The organism is Levilactobacillus parabrevis, assembly GCF_044051715.1.
Taxonomy (GTDB): Bacteria; Bacillota; Bacilli; order Lactobacillales; family Lactobacillaceae; genus Levilactobacillus; species Levilactobacillus parabrevis.
The window spans coordinates 1,228,583-1,247,806 of the sequence record NZ_CP168688.1; the positions used below are offsets into that span (position 1 = coordinate 1,228,583).

The following is a 19,224-nucleotide window of genomic DNA, read 5'->3' on the forward strand; positions in this document are numbered from 1 at the left end:
AGTTAAATTCAAGTGAAAAGAGAGTGCAAACAATGAAATTAAAGCGAGTTATCTTGAGCTTGGCGGCGGTTACTCTGGCACTGGGCATTGGCGGAAGCATGGTTCATGCTAATGCGGATACCACGGACACGACGAGTGATACCAGTAGTTCTGCCACCAGCGGTAGTACCGTTCAGACTAAGGCGTTATCCAAAGCTTACGTGGTCTATGGTGCGGGGCTAGCCAGCGAGGACAAGGATGCCGTGGCTTCAGCCTTAGGCGTCAAATCCAATTACAGTGCGTTAACGGCGACTGGGAGCGATTATGCCCAGTACCTGAACTCGGCTGGGACAACCGACGCTAGCATGATCAGTTCTGTAGCGTTGGCTCCGGCTGATCCGGGAACTGGTGTGAAGGTCAACATTGCCGAATATAATGGTAGTAATAATATTACTGAGGTTACTTCTCAGCAGTACGCCATGGTCGCAACGATGGCCGGCGTTAAGGACGTTATCATTACGGTGACTGCCGACAAGTCCGTCTCAGGTGAATCGGCGCTGACTGGGGTCTACAAGGCTTTGGCAGCAGATGGGTTGACGCTGAATGCTGAGAATACACAAGCCGCTAACGGCGTTTTGGACGCCACGCAACCGGCAATTGATCATAACAATAATGATAAGAAGTATCCTGGTAAGCTGATGTCAGCGGTCGGTTCGGTTTCTTCCGACTTAGCTAAGCAACGGCAAAACGGGGATGATCTCGCAACCAAGGCCGACATTGAAGAAATGTTGGAAAAGGCTTTGGCTAAGCAGGGCATCGATGGTAAAACCAATCAAACACAGATCACTAATATTGCAATTGCGTTGAGCAAAGTGCAACAAGCACCAGTCTCAACGAGTAAGACTTACGTGAACAACGTCACCAATGTTGCCAATAATTTGGCGAATAGTATCGGTGACAAAATGGCAAATGTGAAAGACTTTGCCAACAGTGCCGATGCTAAAAAAGCTGAAAACTTCCTTGTTCAGATCTGGCACCAAGTTGTCTCGTTCTTCCAAGGACTATTCAACTAAGGAACGTCAGAACGGCGGGATTACTAACTAACGGGAGAATTTCTCCCGTTTTTTTGTGCACAAAAATAAATTTCACAAAGTCGCAACAAAAATTGCTAGTTGTAACCTACAGAAAGCGTTATCAATGGCAATTTGTATTCTGCAAACATTTTTAACCCCGAAACTGCTTGAGGTGTTCAATGAAATTGTGACGGGTGAATTTTGAAGGCTTTAGAACAAAGGTTTGGTTTATGTAACCGGTTAATGCCTATGAATAGACGCTTTCAGGTGATAAATAAGGTGATGAATTTAAAAATGGGAACAAATGTTTAAGCTTAAAAATCCGTTATGATTTCCTTAATATTTCACAAGGAACTGGCAAATCGTGTGGTAATATTAATTTGTGATTCGTATTTACTATGAACGACCGGAAGTTGCTTGCTGATTAGCAGGACTTTCACGTTCACCTGCATTGAAAAAAAGTCATAAAAGGACGTGTTGTTGAAAATGAGTACAGGACAACGAAAAACCACCAAAGCACTTGTCGGAGTCGTCAGCGCCATGGGTGCGTTAGCAGCCGGCGCCACGATCACCGCCAATGCGGATAGTATTCAAGTGAAGCAGGGCGACACCGTTTGGGAACTTTCACAAAAGCTAGGCGTTTCGATTCAAGACCTTGAACAACAGAATTCGATTGATAGTAAGACTGACATGATCTTTGTCGGTCAGAAATTACAAGTCCGCTCCGCCAAGACGCAACAGACGCACACCGTTAAATCAGGTGATACGCTGTGGGACTTGGCTCAGCAGTACCACGTCTCCGTGGCACAATTACAAAAAGCTAATCACATGGATGGCGATGTCCTGAGTGTGGGACAGAACCTGACAATTCCTAAGGGTAGCGTTGCCGCTACCACGAGTACGACTAATTCCACGGCTACGACAACCCGTAGCGCAACGCAACAGACAACGCAAAAGGCTAGTGCCGTTCAAGCCCAAATCGTGGCACAACAGCAAGCCGCAGCTAGCAAGCAACAGCAGAAGCAGAGTGCCGCAGCCACTAGCTCAAGTACTACGAAACAATCTGTATCGACGCCAGCTGCCAATAGTTCATCACGGACTAGCAGCTCAACGGTAAAGGATAATCACGTCAATGCCAACACGACGAAGGCACCGGTTGCAAGTCGCACGAGTAGTCAGTCAACTTCATCAACCACGAGCTCGAATAGTGCAGTAACGTCTAGTAATTCTGCAACGACGCCAAGCACGACGAGTTCTAGTCAACCAGTCCAACGTCAGTCTCGGGCAGCTACTGCGTCAAGTCAGTCTGTATCATCATCTACCACGACGCAGTCTAGCACACAGGCAACGACACCAAGCAAGGCTAGTACCAGTGCCGTAACCAGCAGTAGCAGTCAAACGCAAGCACAGCCACAGACTGGCAGTCAAAATGCAACGGCTACGACCCGGACGAAACGGATCAAGACCACCACGCAATCCGCTGTTAGAAAGCAAGCTGCCAAGGCTACGACGGCAACGAGCACTAACACAACTAACACCAGTTCTTCAGCGACGGCCGCAACCAGCAGCAGTACTAAGAAGACCACGAACACAGCCGGCTTAACCAGTGGGTCCGTGACTGGCTTAGCGCTGAAGTTAGCCTCAGCCAACATTCCTTACGTTTGGGGTGGCTCTTCGCTCAGCGGGATGGATTGCTCTGGATTAGTTGCTTACGTTTACAAGAACGCAATGGGCGTCAGCTTACCACATAACACGGTATCGCAAGAAGCCTATGTTTCAACGCACTCTGTCGCTTCAGCCAAGCCTGGCGACATTCTCTTCTGGGGTGCGAAGGGGTCCACTTACCATGACGCAATCTACTTAGGCAATAATCAATTCGTTGCTGCACCACAACCTGGTCAAAATGTTAAGGTGCAACAGATCAGTAGTTACTTCATGCCATCCTTTGCTGGGTCGCTGAAGTAATCGGTTGCAGGAAAAAAGTTTATGAAAATCGTTGAAAAAGTTTAAGATAATCGTTAACAAATCCCTTAGCAAGTGGTATGATTCCTTTTAGTCGTTTGAGAAAACGGGAATCAAAAAAACTAATTTTGTTAAAGGAGTTGTGTAATGATGAGTAATCGGGTAGAGATTCTGGAAGAGTATCGGCAGGCTAATTCACAGCTAGCCACGTTGAAAGAAAAGGAATCCGCAACTGTTCAAAGTACTAATGAAACCGTACAGATTGAACCGCGGTATGGTGAGGAAATGAACTACCTCAGTAATAAGTGCGCTCAGCTAGACATGATTCTGGAAGCAATGGATGCTTCTGAAGATTAATCATAAACTGTTATTGGTTAGCGCCAATGACGAAGGGATGTGGTCGCGATCACATCCTTTTTTGTTGCCTGCAAAGTGACTGAAAAAACGTCCCATCAGATGCAGCCTTTTCGCTGTGTCTGATGGGACGTTTTCATATCTGGCTTTCAAAGAAACTTAACCGTCTAAATTGTCGTGTCGAACCAAAAAGGATACTGTTTGAGGCCCACGTAAACGTCAAAGAAACGTCCGCCCATCTCTTCGCCGTCTAATTGGCCGTATTCGATGGCTGGAACGGTAAGGTGGACACTTGATGCCTGATAGTAGTGAACGGCCTTAGACGTCAAATGACGCTTAAATACGAGGCGTAGGGCTAACCACATCAGCTTAAAGAAATTAGGCTTTTCGATGACCACCAAGTGCAGCTTGTGATCGGTGATCGTTGCGCTGGGGGCAATACCCACGCCACCACCGAAGTAGGGGTGATTCGTCGTGGTGACCAGGAAGGCGTTCGGGTAAATATCTCGTTGGTTGCCGACGTGCACCGTCAGGGTGAAGCCGGTCTGGTTGTAATACACATCCAGGGCCGAGGCTAGATAAGATAGCTTGCCCAAGTGATGTTTATTGAGCCAGACCTTGGCTTTGGACTGATTTGCCTGAGAAATGATGGCGGCATCGAAGCCGATTCCCAGATTGTTAGTAAAAACGCCACGTTCCCGCTTGATGGTTTCGTTGTAGCTCCCAATATCATAGTCAGTGGCGTGGGTACACTGAATAATCTGTTTTAAGGCGTCCGGCCATTTCAACGCCATGCCAGCGCCCCGAGCAAAGTCATTACCGGAACCGATCGGTAAGTAGGCGACCGGAATGCGGTGGGTCCGAGGAAACTTGTTGAGGCCGTTGATGGCTTCATGAAGAGTGCCATCGCCACCAACGGCGAGGACGACCCAGTTTTGATGGGGCTCGTCGGGTAACTTTTTGGCAAATTGCTCGCTTAAAAGAATCGCGTGGTTCGCATATTCTGAGATGGCGAGCTGATAGGAGACTTGAGCGGCATCAAGCGCTTGCTTGATCTCCGGCCAGAGTTCCTTCGCGCGGCCGCTTCCCGCGTGCTCGTTTAAGATGATATAGAACTGGACACTCACCATACTTCTCCTCTCAATTATTAATCTTCACTATTATAAACGAAATCGACCAAACTGCCTAGTGATTCTGATGGAACTTTCCTTAGTTATAAGGTTTTTATAAGGAAACGGACGGTGGGGTGCGGGTCGCTCGCTTTTCGAGGCGAGGCTTCGGAAAGGAGCATGAGTGCTGACGTGGTAATTGGAGATAAGTGGGGTGTTTGGTTTTGTTGGAGTTTTTCTGAGTTTATACAACGAAATTAAAGGCTAAGTCCGGTATTTGTTTGGGGCTTCGTTCTCGTGCAACATAGCCGAAACGTGCTCCACAAGGCAGACTCCTGCGCTTAACCCCGCTAAGCCAAAAATCCAGACCCGGGATTTTTATCTTAGCGACGTTAATGCTCAGAGTCTAACCGCCTTGTTCCGCACCCTGACCACAAAAAAAGACGCCATCACAGCGTCTTCTTCAAATCATATTTACTTGGTCATAATGAACATTGGCAAGATCATTGGGTGGCGCTCCGTCTTCGCAAATAGGAAGTTTTGGAGGTCATCGATGACTGCGTTTCTAATTGAAGCTTCAGTAGCCTTGGGGTTGCGCATAGCTCGACGAATCGTTTGGAAAACACGACGACGGCCTTCATTTAGCAGCTCGCCGGATTCACGCATGTAGACGAATCCACGAGAAAGCAGGTCGGGGCCGGCCTTGATTTCTTGATTCTTGAGGTCGATGGTGGCAACTACGACAACTAAACCTTCTTCAGAAAGTAGTTGGCGATCGCGTAAGACCACATTGCCAATGTCACCGATACCGGAACCGTCGATGTAAACATCGCCAGCGGTAAAGTGACCCGCAACCCGAGCGGAGTCTTGCGTTAAAGCTAAGACGTCCCCGTTTTGCAGAATGAAGCTGTGATCTAACGGTACACCACACTGTTCAGCCAGTTCGGTATGAATCTTTAACATCCGGTATTCCCCGTGAATCGGCATGAAGAATTTCGGTTGCATCAGCCGGAGCATCAGCTTCTGTTCTTCTTGACCACCGTGACCGGAAGTATGAATGTTATTGACCTTACCATGAATGACGTTAGCGCCGGCTTCTTCCAGTTCGTTAATGACCCGGTTCACTGAAATCGTGTTCCCGGGGATTGGGTTACTGGAGAAGACAACGGTATCGCCAGGCTGAATGGCAATTTGCCGGTGGGTCCCATTAGCGATCCGTGAAAGGGCCGCCATGGGTTCACCTTGCGAACCGGTACATAGAATCATGACCTTTTCAGCGGGCAGGGAACGAATGGTGTTGGCATCGACTAACGCATCGTCAGGGATGTTCAAGTAACCCAGTTCCCGACCGTTGACAATGGCGGCTTCCATGGATCGGCCAAAGACAGCAATCTTTCGTCCGTGAGCCAACGCCACTTCACAGGCCGTCTCGATACGTGAGATGTTGGAAGCGAACGTGGCAAAGATGACCCGGCCTTCAACTTGGTCGAAAATCTTGCGAATGGATTTACCCACCCATTTTTCAGATTTCGTCCAGATGGGGCGTTCGGCGTTGGTACTGTCTGACATCAGGCAGAGCACGCCTTCATCGCCCAGCTTGGCCATCTTTTGAAGATCAGGCGGCTGGTTGGTAACGGGTGTTAAGTCGAACTTATAGTCCCCCGTTTCCACAATCGTGCCGACTGGTGTGTGAACAGCAACCCCCAGCGTATCGGGGATTGAGTGGGTCGTCCGGAAGAAGGTCACACTCATCTTCCGAAATTTAAGCACAGTATCATCGTCAATTGTGTGTAGCTCAGTCGATTTAAGTAATCCGTGTTCTTCGAGCTTGTTCTTAATCAATGCTAAGGCTAAGGGACCAGCGTAGACTGGAACGTTCAGAGCCTTTAACAGATACGGGATACCACCAATATGATCTTCGTGGCCGTGGGTAATCACTAGCGCCTTGATCTTAGACTGGTTCTCAACGAGGTATTGGTAATCGGGAATGACATAGTCGATCCCTAATAATTCGTCTTCAGGAAATTTAATCCCGGCATCAATCAGGATGATTTCGTCCTGAAATTGAATACCGTAAGTGTTTTTCCCGATTTCGCCAAGTCCACCCACGCCAAAGATAGCGGTCTCGTTATTTTTGACGTTTAACTTGTTCATTCATTGAACTCCGTTAACTTGTAATTCGGATTCTGTTGTTCGTAAGCGAGGGTACTGCCTTCCATCGCTTCAATGAATTCGATATTGTGTTCCGTGTGTGCCTCTACTTGGGCCCGAGCTTCAACTTCGGTGTCCGCTTCCAAATAGAGAGAATGGGTATCCTCGCGCTTAGGATTCCGCTTTTTATCGTTTTGGTAATAAACTTTATAAATCACTGACAAAACTCCTTTAACAAAATAATTTAACTCGTCAGTAAGACGGCGGGTCATGGGTCCTTCCGAACTGCGGGTTGCTTACACAACAATTAGCACAATTTTAGCATAGTTTCAGGTGATTGTATAGAATTACCACTGGGCGACAAAACATGCTATGATTAAGCTAACGCAAAGTGAACGGAGGAGACGCCATGGCACTAATAGTAGAGATCATCATTGGGGTTATCATTGCCATCGTGATATATGAACTTATTCACCGGACCATCGTGCAGCGAGCGACCCGAATTGTTCGCCGGTCTGCTCAGGATGAGACGGATGTGGCGGTGAAGGCGGCTCTCCAACGACTGGTCAATGAAGATGTGCTGACGGAACCCGAATGTCAGATTGAAGCCGTTGAAACGGTCGCCGATGTTTGGGGCCGCGGGGTCATGTCATTTGAGTACAGTTTTCCCGCGGGCTTGGATACCGAACGCCGGTTACCGGAACTTGAAGCAGCGTTTAATCAAGCACTCGCTAGTTTTTGTGCAGACCACGAGGTGAAGTCGGTCGTCAGTGGCTCGGCTTTCGTCGTCAGTGACATCTGGGTCTACACGGGTGAGTTACATCTTGACGTGGCTTACCTGATGAATGAATCTACCGTAGAATATATGAAGGATTTAAAGAAGTTGGGCGACCCGAGTGTTAAGTGAGTGACCAAACTAAATAAATTAAAATTAAAGGACGGCTGGGTTTTCGCAAGAAATTGTGAAAACCAAGTCGTCCTTTTTCAAACAACTACTCAATCATAATGGTATCTTCAGCGCGACTGAATGGTTGGTCCTTGTCAATGTGGTCGTAGAATAACGTCCCGTGTAAGTGATCGATCTCGTGTTGGCACACGATAGCGGGGTAGTTCTTCAAACGTAATTGATGCTTCTCGCCGTTAACGTCGTAGTAACGCAACGTGATTCGGTCGTGGCGGGGCACGAAGCCGGGCACGTCTTTGTCAACGGAGAGGCAACCTTCACCCTCAGTCAATGCCCCGAGCTGAACGGATTCGGAAACGATGACGGGGTTGATGATGACGTCCGTGAATGGCGACTTGCCATTTTCTTCTGCTGGCGGAACCAGTACGGAGGCCATCTTCTTGGAAACACCCACTTGGGGAGCGGCCAAACCAACACCGGCACGTAAACCATACTTCTTACATTGTTCTGGGTCTTGGGAAACGACCAGGTATTCCATTAAGTCCTTAGCGAGCTGTTGATCCTCTTCTGACAGGGGGAAAGTGACTTCTGCCGCTTCCTTGCGCAGTACGGGATCGCCATCTCTGACAATATCTTTCATGAGAAACAAGAGCATTACCTCCGCAATTTATTCATAACTAGTATTCATTTTAACATATCAGGCGGCCAAAATGAAATGAAAGAAAACGGTTTCCATACATTTAAAATAGCGAAAGCTGATAATCACAAGCGTTATCAACGATTTCGCGTCAAACCTTTATTTACGTCAATGAAAGGGCTTGCAACGGTTGTGAAAAAATGGTACTTTAGGGGTGTAGTCAGGAAACGCAACGTTAACTCACTCTATGTTAACAATTTCATATCAAGTGAAAGGAAAGTGTTACTTATGGCTAATGGAAGCAAACAGATTGTAGACTTTGCCAAAATCAAAGCTACGATGGCCGACCCATATAAGCACCCGGTGCAAGTCATTGACCGGGAAGGGAAGGTTGTTGATCCAGACACGTTGGCGAAATATTCAGATGACCAACTTGTTGACTTCATGAAGAAAATGGTTTGGGAGCGTACGTTACACGAACAAACAATGAACTTCTCCCGTCAGGGTCGCCTCGGTTTTTATGCTCCAACTGCCGGTGAGGAAGCTAGTGAAATGGGGAGTGTTACTGCATTCAAGCAACAAGACTTCCTGTTACCTGCATACCGTGATTTACCACAAATGATTCAACACGGGACTACCGTTGCAAAAGGTTTCTTATGGTCCAAAGGTCATGTTGAGGGGAACCAACACGAAAATCCTAACATGCTCTTCCCACAAATTATTATTGGTGCCCAATACGTAGAAACTGCCGGCGTAGCTTTGGGAATCAAGAAGAACGGCGACGAAGACCGTGTTGCCTTCGTCTACACCGGTGATGGTGGGACGTCACAAGGGGACTGGTATGAAGGGGTTAACTTCACCAGTGCCTTCCAAGCACCAGCCGTATTCTTTGTTCAAAACAACGGTTGGGCAATCTCCGTACCACGTTACAAGCAAACTGGTGCTGAAACCTTAGCTCAAAAAGCGGTTGCCATGGGTGTTCCTTCCGTCCAAGTCGATGGGATGGATATTGTGGCTGTTCACGAAGTATCAAAAGCTGCTCGTGACTTTGCCGCTGCTGGGAATGGTCCAGTGGTTATTGAAACGTTAACGTACCGTTATGGTGCGCACTCCTCTGCCGGGGATGATCCTTCTCGTTACCGGACGAAGGAAGAAGAAAAGCCTTGGTTCGATGCCGACCCATTGATTCGGATGCGGAAGGTCTTAACCGACAAAGGTGTTTGGTCACAAGATCAAGAAGACAAATTAGTCGACGAATACAAAGACGAATTTAAGCAAGCAATGAAGGAAGCAGAAGCAGCACCAGCACAAAAGGTTTCCGACTTCCTGAAGTGGACTTACAATGTTCCTACTCCAGCGGTTAAGAAGCAAATTGCAGAATTCGAAGCAAAGGAGTCGAAGTAATCATGGCTAAAATGACGTATATTAAAGCGATCACTTCTGGTCTGGATCAAGTCTTAAACGACGATCCCAAGACTTTGATCTTCGGTGAAGATGTTGGTAAGAACGGTGGTGTCTTCCGGACCACGGTTGGTCTGCAAGACAAATATGGTGAAGACCGGGTCTTCGATACCCCATTGGCTGAATCTGGTATCTTAGGATTGGCAATTGGGTTGTCACTGACTGGTTGGCGGCCAATTCCAGAAATTCAATTCATGGGCTTCACGTTCGAAGCAATGGATGGGATTGTTGGACAATTGGCTCGTGACCACTACCGGTTTGGTGGCCAAAAGAACTTCCCAGTTACTGTTAGGACCCCATTTGGTGGGGGGACCCATACTGCCGAAATGCATGCCGATAACTTGGAAAACTACTTTACCAGTACCCCTGGGCTGCGGGTGGTTACACCAGCTAACCCATACGATGCAAAGGGCCTGATCATCTCCGCTGTTGAAAGCGACGATCCAGTTCTGTTCATGGAAAACCTGAAGCTTTATCGTTCAATGAAGGATGAAGTGCCAGATGAAAAGTACACGGTTCCGCTAGATTCTGCAAAGGTGGTTCGCGAAGGTTCTGATATTACCATCGTAGCCTACAGTGCAGAAGTTAACGAATCATTGACGGCTGCCGATGCTTTGGCTAAGGACAACATTTCAGCTGAAGTCATTGACTTGCGGTCACTGTCACCAATTGACACGGATACGATCTTTGCTTCTATCGACAAGACCCACAAGGTAGTTGTCGTTCAGGAAGCACAACGGATGGCCGGTGTCGGTGCCGTGGTTGCCTCTGACATTGCTGAAGAAAAAATCATGTCCTTGGACGCACCGATCGGCCGGGTAGCTGCACCAGATAGCATTTACCCATTTGCTCAAGCCGAAAATGATTGGATTCCAAATGCCGATGACATTGAAGCCAAGGCACGTGAAATCGCTAACTACTAATTTCAAACTTTAAAAAATAAAGATTAAACACAATGTGGGAACATCCTGCATTAAATGAAAGAAAGGAAGTTTTCCCATGGCTTATACGTTCAAACTCCCTGAGCTTGGTGAAGGAATGGCCGAAGGCGAAATTTCTTCATGGCTTGTTAAAGAAGGAGACGCCGTCAAGGAAGACGACACATTAGTCGAAATCCAAAACGATAAGTCTGTTTCGGAATTACCATCACCCGTTGATGGTACGATTTCAAAGATTGTGGCACAAGAAGGGGACACCGTTGAAATCGGCGATCCATTGATCGTGATTGATGACGGCTCCGATACGCCACCTGATTTAGGCAAGGGTGGGGATGCTGCACCGGCTGAAGAAGCTGCCCCAGCACCCGCTGCCGAACCTGAAGCTGCTGCACCGGCACCTGCCGCTGCACTAACTGGCGTTCCCGCTGCGTCCGATCCTAACAAGTTGGTTATGGCAATGCCATCTGTCCGGCAACATGCCCGCGACAAAGGCGTTGACATCACTCAAGTCACCCCAACTGGGAACCATGGTCAAGTCTTGAAGGCTGATATCGATAACTTCAATGGCGCCGCCGCTCCAGCACCCGCTGCTGCCGCTGCACCTGCTGCTCCAGCCGCTGCGAAAGCAACTGGGCAAGCTATCAAGCCTTGGAACGCCGACCGGCCTGAACTGGAAACGCGTGAACCAATGTCACCAATGCGGAAGATCATTGCTAAGAGTATGCGGACTTCCAAGGATATTGCGCCACACGTTACGTCGTTCGATGAAGTTGAAGTTTCAGCTCTGATGGCTAACCGGAAGAAATACAAGCAAGCTGCTGCGGACAAGGACATTCATTTGACCTTCTTGCCTTACATTGTCAAGGCTTTGGTTGCTGTTATGAAGGACTTCCCAGAACTGAATGCTTCAATCGATGACACCACGCAAGAAATTGTGACGAAACACTACTACAATATTGGTATCGCTACCAACACGGATCACGGTCTGTATGTACCAAACATCAAGAACGCGGATTCCAAGGGTATGTTCGAAATTGCCAAGGAAATTAGTGAAAACTCACAAGCTGCTTACGACAACAAGTTATCACCAGCATCCATGGCCGGTGGGTCCATTACCATCAGTAACGTTGGGTCAATCGGTGGTGGCTGGTTCACACCAGTTATCAACCAACCTGAAGTCGCAATTTTAGGGGTTGGCCGGATTGAAAAGGCACCTTACGTCAATGAAGATGGCGACATCGTTGTTGGCCGGATGCTGAAACTTTCCATGAGTTACGACCACCGTTTGATTGACGGGGCCTTAGCTCAAAATATCTTAAATGAACTGAAAGCATTACTTCATGATCCAGAAATGCTCTTAATGGAAGGATGACAGAAAATATGGCAGATGTTGAAAAAAAGGATACCGTCATCATTGGTGCCGGCCCCGGTGGCTACGTAGCCGCAATTCGGGCTTCTGAATTAGGCCAAAAAGTAACTTTGGTTGAAAAATCCGATACGCTGGGCGGTGTCTGCCTGAACGTTGGTTGTGTCCCTTCCAAAGCGTTGATCCAAGCGGGTCACCGGTTAGAACAGGCCAAGGATGGTTCCACTTATGGGATTTCGACGAGCTCGGCTGAGATCGACTTTAAGAAAACCCAAGACTGGAAGCAAAAGAAGGTCGTTGACCGGATGACCAGTGGGGTTAAGATGCTGATGAAGAAGCATCACGTTGACGTGGTCAATGGTGAAGCTGTCTTCTTGAGCGACACCCAATTACGGGTAATGCCAACTGGTGAAAAGCAATTCATGTCTACGGACACGGGTCAAACCTTCGAATACAATAACATTATTATCTCGACGGGGAGTCATCCCATTGAAATCCCTGGGTTCAAGTTTGAAGGCCGGGTCATTGACTCGACTGGTGGGCTCAACTTACCAGAGATTCCTAAAGAATTCGTTGTTATTGGTGGGGGTTACGTTGGGACTGAACTGGCGGGCGCATACGCTAGCTTAGGTGCTCACGTGACAATCATTGAAGGAACGCCATCGATCTTACCAAACTTTGAAAAAGACATGGTTTCTGTTGTGCTGAAGAACTTGAAGAAAAAGGGTGTTGATGTCATCACCAGCGCCATGGCTAAGGGTTCTAAGCAAGACGATAACAGTGTTGACGTTACTTACGCCGTTGATGGCAAGGAATCCACGATCAAGGCAGACTACTGCATGGTCACGGTTGGCCGGAAGCCAAACACGGATGACTTGGGTCTGGAATACACCAAGGTTAAGTTAAATGACCATGGTCAGATCGAAGTTGACAACCAGGGTCGGACCGCTTCAGAACATATCTGGGCGGTTGGTGATGTGGTTCCTGGCGCAGCATTGGCTCACAAAGCCTTTGCTGAAGCCAAGACCGCTGCCGGTGCCATCTCTGGTGAAAAGACGGCAAACGACTGGTTAAGTGTCCCAGCAGTTTGTTTCGCCGATCCAGAATTGGCAACGGTTGGTTACACTCAAGCCGAAGCTAAGGACAAGGGTATCAAGGTTAAGACCGCGAAGTTCCCATTTGCTGGGAATGCACGGGCCGTCTCCTTGGATGTTCCTGAAGGCTTTGTTCGCTTTGTCTACACGGATGATGAGAATAAGAACATCGTCGGTGCCCAAGCGGTGGGTCCTGAGGTCAGCACCCTGACCGGTGAATTATCACTCATCGTTAATGGTGGGTTGAATGTGGAAGACGTCGCTTTGACGATTCACCCACACCCAACATTAAACGAACCAATCCAAGAAGCTGCAGACATTGCTTTAGGGTTCCCAACCCACGTCTAACGGCGACTTGTGACAACTCTAGTTTCACGAAAAGGGTCACTCCTAGTGAGTGGCCTTTTTTCGTGGCTAGCAGTTCTGATAGGGGGGAATCGGCGGGGGCTTCCACTTAAATCTGGTTAATCAAGGAATGGGCGCTCGCTGAAACCACCTTGCGGACGATAAATTTTGGAGTTTAGACGCTCTAACTTGCTATCCGACAAGGTTCACTTATAATGGAATTATGTGGTCATTTTCGGCGTAAAATATTTGAAGTGTTTTGACCGCGGCACCAGTGGTTGGCGAAAGTCTTATTTCGAGAAGGTCAACGATCTGGGGGGTCATTCAACTGTCTGTTTAGGCTTTTGCAAGGGCTCGTAGCTAGGGTCAGTGCGGTAAAAGGAGGGTCACCATGAAACCAACGTTACTTATTCAAGGGAACTTTGATCAGACTAGTCAATTGGTTCACCAATTACTGGTCATGAACCTACCACTGGATTGTGTGGTTATGCCCAATACGACCGACGATACGCCGCGGTACCAGCCGTTAGTGGTGGCCAGTGCCCTGTGCCCACGTTTGACGGTGCGTGTCGGGACGGCTGCGGACTATGGTAAGGCAACCTGGTTGGTCATCTTGGACCGCTACGCAGCTGAGTTACCGTTGGCTAATCGTATCGCAGAACTTCGGTTGCTGATGAAGCACATCATTGAAAATGGCTTCAATGGGCAGCTCGTTTTTTCTGGCGAACAGGATGAGTTGTTAACTTATTTTGCGTGGAAATTCTCAGGCTTACCGGCAAGTCAAATCTGGGGTCTCGGGACGTACCCACTGACCCGACTGTTGACGTACCGCTTGGCGGAGCGTCTGGGTGTCGGTGCAACCGTGATTCAGGCCACGGTCGTTGGCACGGCTAAGTCACCGATTGCGGCTTGGAGTCGGACCTATGTGGGACCGGCGCCGTTGCTGATGTATCTAGCGAATGCGGATGCGGATTTTGATGCGGACGACCTGGACAAGATGAGTTCGTGGCTGGTTCGTGAGGCGGCTGAACAGCAGGATACGCTGCGGTACATGGCCATTATTCGACTGATTCAGGCGACGCTGTCTCAGCAGCCGGTGATTGCGCCGGTCACCAACATTCATGAGGAAGATCCAGTCTTTGCGGCGGCTTCACCGGTGTTGGTTGGTGCGAAGGGGATTCAACATTTAACCAATCTGGTCTTGTCGGAAGATGAACAACAGGCTTACGGCGCTCAGATTGCAGAAATTAGAGAACAAATTACGGCGATTGAAAGCCAACAAACGGAGGGAAAATAACTCGTGACCCAATCATCAAGTAATTATGAATATCCTTTACAGGCCGACTGGTCGACTACGGATATTGTAGCGGTGACCACGCTTTATCAGCGGGTGGAAGACGCTTACGAGGTTAATCAGGGGGTTCCGGCAGATGTGCTGATCGCAGCTTACCGTGATTTCCAGAAGGTTGTTCCACAAAAGTTTGAAGAAAAACAGCTTGGTCGCGACTTCGAAAAGGCGTCTGGTTATAGTATTTACCGCACCATGAAGCAAGCACGCGAGCAGGGCGGTCGGATTAGGATGAAAGGGGCACGTTAGACGATGAGTGAAGATTGGCAGCAAGTAGCACGCGATGTATCAGCTTTATTACGGGAAGGCCGGCGACAAGTTATTGCCAAGATGGCCGGTCCCATGACGGTCGATGAGAAGACTGGGCGTAAAGACCTCGTTACTAATATTGATAAAAGTAATGAACAATTTTTAATTGCCGGTATCCGGAACATGGATCCTACGGCTAAGGTACTAGGTGAAGAAGGTTTTGGTGACAAGCTGACGAGTTTAGATGGCCGTGTCTGGATCGTGGACCCAATTGATGGCACCATGAACTTTGTGAAACAGCATGACAACTTCGCTATGATGATTGGTATTTATCAAGACGGCGAGGGGCAGCTTGGCTTTATCTATGATGTGATGAATGATGTGTTGTATGCTGGGGGACCAGCTGTTGGCGGTGTTTGGGCCAATGATCAGCAAATTTCCGCACCAGCCAACTTGGCCTTATCCGAAGGCTTGATTGGTGCCAGTGCGCCATTAGTGGTTCATGATACAGCTCACATGCAGAAGATTGTTCACGACAGTGCTGGCATGCGTATCTACGGGAGCGCCGGCATTGAAATGATTAATGTTTTGTTGGGGAAGACGCTGGGGTACATTTCCTACCTTAAGCCATGGGACATCGCTGCCGGTCAAGTTATGCTAAACTTTTTGGGTGTTCGGGTCTCAACCATTGACGGCCAGCCGCTCAATATGCTATCATCTAACCTTGTACTAGTAGCGACGGAAAAAGCGCAACGTGATATTCTCCAAATTGAAGAAGATGACGTCTCACTGTGACACGGTCACAGTTTTTTTATGCGGCCGGGCGGTACAGATGGACTTTATTACTCAATCACGCTACAATAAGCGTACTTACTATCGACGTAAGCATGCCGTGATCCATCTAATTCAACAAGCATGAAAGGAAGAAATACACTTGAAATTCAGAGATGATATCCGTAACATTGCCATCATTGCCCACGTTGACCACGGGAAGACAACCCTGGTTAACGAAATGCTTAAACAATCCGATACGTTAGACGAACATACGTCCATTGGCGACCGCGCCATGGATACTAACGCAATCGAAAAGGAACGGGGCATCACGATCCTGTCCAAGAACACCGCTGTTCGTTACGGCGACAAGCAAATCAACATCTTGGATACCCCAGGACATGCCGATTTCGGTGGTGAAGTTGAACGGATCATGCGCATGGTCGACGGTGTTTTATTGGTTGTCGATGCCTACGAAGGTACGATGCCACAAACCCGTTTCGTTTTGAAGAAAGCTTTGGACCAACACTTGACCCCTATCGTGGTTATCAACAAGGTTGACCGTGAAGGCGCTCGTCCTTCCGAAGTTGTTGACGAAGTTTTGGACCTCTTCATCGAATTAGGTGCTGACGAAGACCAACTGGACTTCCCAGTGGTTTACGCTTCAGCTATGAACGGGACTTCAAGCTACGATCCAGAATTGGACACGCAAGAACACACGATGAAGCCTGTCTTTGACACCATCGTTAAGCACATCCCAGCCCCAATTGACAACACTGACGAACCTTTACAGTTCCAAGTTGCTATGTTGGACTACAACGACTTCGTTGGTCGTATCGGGATTGGCCGGATCTTCCGTGGGAAGGTTAAAGTCGGCGATAGCGTTACTGTTATGAAACTTGACGGTTCTAAGCAAAACTTCCGAGTAACCAAGTTGTTTGGGTACTTTGGGTTGAAGCGTTTGGAAATCAACGAAGCCCAAGCGGGTGACTTGATTGCCGTTTCTGGGATGGATGAAATCAACGTTGGTGAAACGGTTGTTGCACCTGACACGTTGGAACCACTTCCAGTATTGCGGATTGACGAACCAACGCTGCAAATGACTTTCCGGACCAACGACTCACCATTTGCTGGTCGTGAAGGTAAGTTTGTGACGTCTCGTCAAATCGAAGAACGTCTGAAGCGTGAACTTCATACCGATGTTTCCTTACGTGTTGACGACACTGACAATCCTGGTGCCTGGGTCGTTTCTGGTCGTGGTGAACTTCACTTGTCCATCTTAATCGAAACGATGCGTCGCGAAGGTTACGAATTACAAGCTTCTCGTCCAGAAGTTATCTACAGAACAGTGGACAACGTTCGTTGCGAACCATTCGAATCTGTTCAAATCGATACGCCTGACGAATACACGGGTTCAATCATCGATACCCTTTCACAACGTAAGGGTGAAATGAAGAACATGGAAGCCGTTGGTAATGGTCAAACGCGTTTGACTTTCTTGGCCCCATCACGTGGATTGATCGGTTACTCAACCGAATTCTTATCCTTAACTCGTGGTTACGGGATCATGAACCATACCTTCTCCAAGTACTTGCCAGTTATCAAGAACTGGAACCCAGGCCGTCACAACGGGACTCTGGTTTCAATTAACTCTGGTAAGGTAACGACGTACGCAATCATGGCCGTTCAAGACCGTGGGATCGTCTTCACTGAAGCCGGTACTGAAGTGTACGAAGGGATGATCATTGGCCAAAACAGCCGTGACAACGATATCTCCGTTAACATCACGCGTGGTCGTAACCAAACCAACGTCCGTGCTGCCGGTTCTGAAGATATCGCCAAGGTTAAGACGCCATTGAAGATGTCTCTGGAAGAATCACTGGAATTCATCAACGAAGATGAATACTGTGAAATCACGCCAGACCATGTTCGTCTGCGTAAGCAAATCTTGAACACCAGCGAACGTGAAAAGGCTGCCAAGAAGCGGAAGACTGCTTCACGGAAGTAATTTCTAAACTTTAATTTAAATTCTAGCCGGTAATGGCTGCAGGAGACTGCAGTTGTTGCCGGTTTTTTTGTGGGATTTTGTGTAAAGTGAGCTGATGAACTTGAGTCGATGGAAGTCAGCGTAAGTTGTGGTCGTGAGAGGACTTGATGAGGCCATTTGTGTCGACGGGATTTTTACAAAGTTGAAAGGTCGATACAATCCTTATGGCTAGCTATGGTAATCCTTCCCAGTTTTATCACATTCTTAAACGCAAGCTATGCTATAATATAAACATTCGATTACCGTCTGCGGACGGCAGGCTTGGAGCGAGTGAAACGTATGCGGAAGTTAAAATATTTGGACTATTGGCTATTTGTGCCATACTTAATTTTGAGCCTTTTTGGGATCGTGATGGTGTACTCCGCCAGTGCTGATATTGGCTCGCAAAATGGGGGGAGCCCCGGTAGTTACCTGATGAAACAGTTGTTTTTCGTGATTCTGGGACTGGCCATCTACACCTTTATGGTGCTCATGAATTTAAATAAGTTACGTGACAAGAAAATCCTGAAGTATGCGAGTGTGATTGCAATTGGGTCATTGCTGTTTCTGTTGATTATCGGCAAGACTATTAACGGGGCGGCCGGGTGGATTCGCTTGGGTCCAATTAGTATTCAACCCGCCGAATTTGTGAAATTTTATCTTATCATTTGGCTGGCGCACGTCATTGATCGGCGTCAGGATGCCATTGCCATTGAAGGTTGGTGGGCTGTGATGTTGCGACCCGTCCTCATTAGTGCAGTCATGATCGGTTTGATCTTTATCCAGCCGGATTTAGGGGGAGCGACCATCAACGCCAGTATCGTCTTTGTGATGTTGCTGTCGAGTGGCTTTAATTGGAAACGTGCCATTACTTACTTCTTGGGTGCAATTTTAGTGGTTATGGGGATAATTTTTCCATTGGCCGTTAAGATTTCCGAGATGGGTTTTGCTAAAAATATTTATCAACTTCAACGAGTTGTGGCCTTTGTGAATCCATTTGAGCATTCACAGGGCGTTGGGCAGCAGTTGGTGAACTCCTATTATGCCCTGAGTAATGGGGGAATCTTGGGCGTTGGTTGGGGGAACAGTATCCAGAAGACCGGATATTTGCCTGAACCCAACACCGATTTCATCATGGCCATTTTGGCCGAAGAACTGGGGTTGATCACGGCTTTGGGTGTGATTGCCTTGCTGTTCTTAATCATTACCCGGACGGTATTGGTCGGGATTCGCAGTAACTCTGCCTACCACACGCTGATTTGTTACGGTGCGGCCACCTATTTAACGGTGCAGACGCTGTTTAACCTAGGTGGGGTCTTGGGTCTACTGCCAATTACTGGGGTAACGTTCCCCTTCATCAGTTACGGGGGGTCCAGTACCTGGACACTTGCGCTGGTCATGGGGGTCGTCATGAATATTAGTGCGCGGCAGAAACGTTACCGCGCCACACATTAACT

Annotated in this window: 17 protein-coding genes; 13 read left to right on the plus strand and 4 right to left on the minus strand. The window is 48.1% G+C overall.

Going from position 1 to position 19,224, the window contains the following annotated elements:
• The first annotated feature begins 32 nt into the window (after positions 1-32).
• The 3 genes from ACEPSU_RS05835 (at position 33) to ACEPSU_RS05845 (ending at position 3,371) form a co-directional block, all read left to right on the plus strand.
• Positions 33-1,052, plus strand: coding sequence for a DUF1002 domain-containing protein (locus ACEPSU_RS05835; protein WP_395323073.1), 1,020 nt, complete (start codon positions 33-35; stop codon positions 1,050-1,052).
• A gap of 486 nt (positions 1,053-1,538) precedes the next feature.
• Positions 1,539-3,017 (plus strand): LysM peptidoglycan-binding domain-containing protein, encoded by a 1,479-nt coding sequence (locus ACEPSU_RS05840; protein ID WP_395323074.1) that lies wholly within the window; start codon positions 1,539-1,541, stop codon positions 3,015-3,017.
• 147 nt (positions 3,018-3,164) lie between these two features.
• Positions 3,165-3,371 (plus strand): hypothetical protein, encoded by a 207-nt coding sequence (locus ACEPSU_RS05845; RefSeq protein WP_027825913.1) that lies wholly within the window; start codon positions 3,165-3,167, stop codon positions 3,369-3,371.
• Between the two features lie 164 nt (positions 3,372-3,535).
• Here ACEPSU_RS05845 and ACEPSU_RS05850 read toward each other — a convergent pair whose 3' ends face one another.
• The 3 genes from ACEPSU_RS05850 to ACEPSU_RS05860 form a co-directional block, all read right to left on the minus strand.
• Entirely contained in the window at positions 3,536-4,498 is a 963-nt protein-coding gene (locus ACEPSU_RS05850) for a diacylglycerol kinase family protein (RefSeq protein WP_020088781.1), read from the minus strand.
• A 453-nt stretch (positions 4,499-4,951) separates the two neighbouring features.
• A complete protein-coding gene (gene rnjA / locus ACEPSU_RS05855; protein ID WP_020088780.1) occupies positions 4,952-6,631 on the minus strand; it encodes a ribonuclease J1 in 1,680 nt (559 codons plus the stop codon).
• Entirely contained in the window at positions 6,628-6,846 is a 219-nt protein-coding gene (locus ACEPSU_RS05860) for a DNA-directed RNA polymerase subunit epsilon (protein WP_020088779.1), read from the minus strand. Before ACEPSU_RS05860 ends, rnjA begins: the two co-directional genes overlap by 4 nt.
• Positions 6,847-7,037: 191 nt before the next feature.
• Here ACEPSU_RS05860 and ACEPSU_RS05865 point away from each other — a divergent pair, with 191 nt between their 5' ends.
• A complete protein-coding gene (locus ACEPSU_RS05865; RefSeq protein WP_020088778.1) occupies positions 7,038-7,535 on the plus strand; it encodes a hypothetical protein in 498 nt (165 codons plus the stop codon).
• Between the two features lie 85 nt (positions 7,536-7,620).
• Here the strand turns inward: ACEPSU_RS05865 and def are convergent, their stop codons facing one another.
• On the minus strand, positions 7,621-8,181 hold the full coding sequence (gene def, locus ACEPSU_RS05870) for a peptide deformylase (protein WP_020088777.1): 561 nt from the start codon (positions 8,179-8,181) through the stop codon (positions 7,621-7,623).
• A gap of 276 nt (positions 8,182-8,457) precedes the next feature.
• Here def and pdhA point away from each other — a divergent pair, with 276 nt between their 5' ends.
• The 9 genes from pdhA (at position 8,458) to ACEPSU_RS05915 (ending at position 19,222) form a co-directional block, all read left to right on the plus strand.
• Positions 8,458-9,573, plus strand: coding sequence for a pyruvate dehydrogenase (acetyl-transferring) E1 component subunit alpha (gene pdhA / locus ACEPSU_RS05875; protein WP_020088776.1), 1,116 nt, complete (start codon positions 8,458-8,460; stop codon positions 9,571-9,573).
• A gap of 2 nt (positions 9,574-9,575) precedes the next feature.
• Complete coding sequence (locus ACEPSU_RS05880) at positions 9,576-10,553, plus strand: alpha-ketoacid dehydrogenase subunit beta (RefSeq protein ID WP_395323076.1); 978 nt, start codon at positions 9,576-9,578, stop codon at positions 10,551-10,553.
• A 76-nt stretch (positions 10,554-10,629) separates the two neighbouring features.
• Positions 10,630-11,940, plus strand: a complete 1,311-nt coding sequence (locus ACEPSU_RS05885) for a 2-oxo acid dehydrogenase subunit E2 (RefSeq protein ID WP_395323077.1) — start codon at positions 10,630-10,632, stop codon at positions 11,938-11,940.
• Between the two features lie 8 nt (positions 11,941-11,948).
• On the plus strand, positions 11,949-13,376 hold the full coding sequence (gene lpdA / locus ACEPSU_RS05890; protein WP_020088773.1) for a dihydrolipoyl dehydrogenase: 1,428 nt from the start codon (positions 11,949-11,951) through the stop codon (positions 13,374-13,376).
• 388 nt (positions 13,377-13,764) lie between these two features.
• Positions 13,765-14,670: a hypothetical protein gene (locus ACEPSU_RS05895; protein WP_020088772.1), complete on the plus strand. Its 906-nt coding sequence runs from the start codon at positions 13,765-13,767 to the stop codon at positions 14,668-14,670.
• Between the two features lie 3 nt (positions 14,671-14,673).
• Positions 14,674-14,970, plus strand: a complete 297-nt coding sequence (locus tag ACEPSU_RS05900; RefSeq protein ID WP_020088771.1) for a UPF0223 family protein — start codon at positions 14,674-14,676, stop codon at positions 14,968-14,970.
• Positions 14,971-14,973: 3 nt separating this feature from the next.
• Positions 14,974-15,765, plus strand: a complete 792-nt coding sequence (locus tag ACEPSU_RS05905; RefSeq protein ID WP_020088770.1) for an inositol monophosphatase family protein — start codon at positions 14,974-14,976, stop codon at positions 15,763-15,765.
• Positions 15,766-15,904: 139 nt separating this feature from the next.
• Positions 15,905-17,749, plus strand: a complete 1,845-nt coding sequence (gene typA / locus ACEPSU_RS05910) for a translational GTPase TypA (RefSeq protein ID WP_020088769.1) — start codon at positions 15,905-15,907, stop codon at positions 17,747-17,749.
• Positions 17,750-18,067: 318 nt separating this feature from the next.
• Positions 18,068-19,222, plus strand: a complete 1,155-nt coding sequence (locus tag ACEPSU_RS05915; protein ID WP_395323078.1) for an FtsW/RodA/SpoVE family cell cycle protein — start codon at positions 18,068-18,070, stop codon at positions 19,220-19,222.
• Positions 19,223-19,224: the final 2 nt, after the last annotated feature.